Origin of the sequence: Thermoflexus sp. (assembly GCF_025055495.1) — a bacterium.
Lineage (GTDB): Bacteria > Chloroflexota > Anaerolineae > Thermoflexales > Thermoflexaceae > Thermoflexus.
Genome location: NZ_JANWXB010000043.1, coordinates 1 through 1,539, shown reverse-complemented (window position 1 = coordinate 1,539; position 1,539 = coordinate 1). Strand labels below are relative to the sequence as shown.

Annotated in this window: 1 protein-coding gene; it reads right to left on the bottom strand. The window is 65.6% G+C overall.

From position 1 onward, the window contains the following. Positions 1 to 185: 185 nt before the first annotated feature. Positions 186 to 1,373 (bottom strand): DNA double-strand break repair nuclease NurA, encoded by a 1,188-nt coding sequence (locus NZM16_RS01530; RefSeq protein WP_295452601.1) that lies wholly within the window; start codon positions 1,371 to 1,373, stop codon positions 186 to 188. Positions 1,374 to 1,539: the final 166 nt, after the last annotated feature.

The following is a 1,539-nucleotide window of genomic DNA, read 5'->3' as shown; positions in this document are numbered from 1 at the left end:
CCGCCCCGCGGCCCTCCTTGGCTGTTTTTTTCCCGTTTTGTGGTGGGGGGGGGGGCGCCCCCCCGCCCCCCCCCCCCCACCCCCCTAAACGATATCTTCTCCCCCCTCCCCACGGCTCGAAGAGCCATGGTGGGGGAGGGGTCTTACGCTTTTCCCTCCCGAAGGCACCTTCCTGGCATCCGCGTTTATCCCCCCAACCACTCCTTTTGCCTGGCCTTGGCGGAGATCGAGAAGCGAAGGCCCCGTTGGAGGAGGGCTTCCTGGATCATCTGCTCCAGTTGCTTCCGCTCCTCCGAACGGATGCGGGCCAGCTCGTGCGCTCGGGTGAGCAGATACGGATAAGGGGCCTCCGCCAGGATGTGGCACTGATCCCAGATCGCGCGATGCAGCCGATCCAGGCGGGCCCGATCCCGGGCCACCCACTCGGGGATCTCCACGCGGGCGAGATGTGGACGGCCCGCTGCCCCGACGTTGAGATAGAAGAACAGGAGCTGATGACCTTCGTGGGCCAGATGGTCGTTGATCGGCCAGGTGTGCGCGAAGAGAGCGGAGCGCTCCCCGGGTTCCAGCAGCTCCGCGAAGAGCGCCCGATCCCGCAGTTGCCCAAAGGGATAGTCCGCCACCTTCTCCCGGGTGATCTCGTCCAGCAATCCCAGGGCCAGCAGGCGCAGCACGGCATGGCCCGTCGGCCGATCCACGTATCCAGCGATCGCGCCCCCCGTCTCCTTTGCCGATTCCAGAGCCCCCACGGCCCGGCGGAAGAGTTCCCGATAGCGTTCGGCCGGGACGGCGGCGAAGGGCTCGCCGCGGGACAGGGCCCAGGGAAGCAGCATGCCGTCCGCCAGCCCCACCGGCGGGCCGAAAGGATCGCCAGCCCGCTGGGCCATCGCCGCCGTTAGCTGCTCCAGCTCCTGAATGTCCCGTTCCGCCTCCAGATCGTTGAGGGCGCGCATCTCCCCGTCCTCGGTGAACAGCTCCTCCTCTCGATACCAGAACACCAGGTGGTGCCAGGTTTCCGGAGGGGCGCCGGAGCCGGGGCGCATCTCGATCAAGCCGATGTTGAGAACAAAATAGGGGATCGTCCCATGGCGATCCGGATAGATCTGGGAGCCATCGGCGGCGATGACCAGAGCCTGGGGCTGTTCGGGGGGCAGGGGAAACCGAGCGGCGAGGGGCTCGCCCCATGGGATCGCCCCTCGCCATCCGGCTCGTAAGGCCTCCCGGCCCATCCGCTGCAGACGCTCCAGGTCCTCGGAGAAACGATGGAGCAAGCTCAGGGCATACCGGAGCGTCGGAGGATGCGCGCGAAGACGATCCCCCGTATAGTTGGCCATCTCCTGCACGTATCGTCTGACCTGTCGCCAATCCAGCATCGCGACACCCCTCGCTAATCGAGAGCGTTTCCTGGGGTTGGGATGGTTGCCCAAAGCGGCCTCACCCGGCCTAAAAAACATATGGAGGGTCCCTCGGGTGGTCCCTTCCCATTATAAATGGAAAGCTTTGCTTCTCCTCGTCGCTTTGTCCACCGTTCATTTGGGA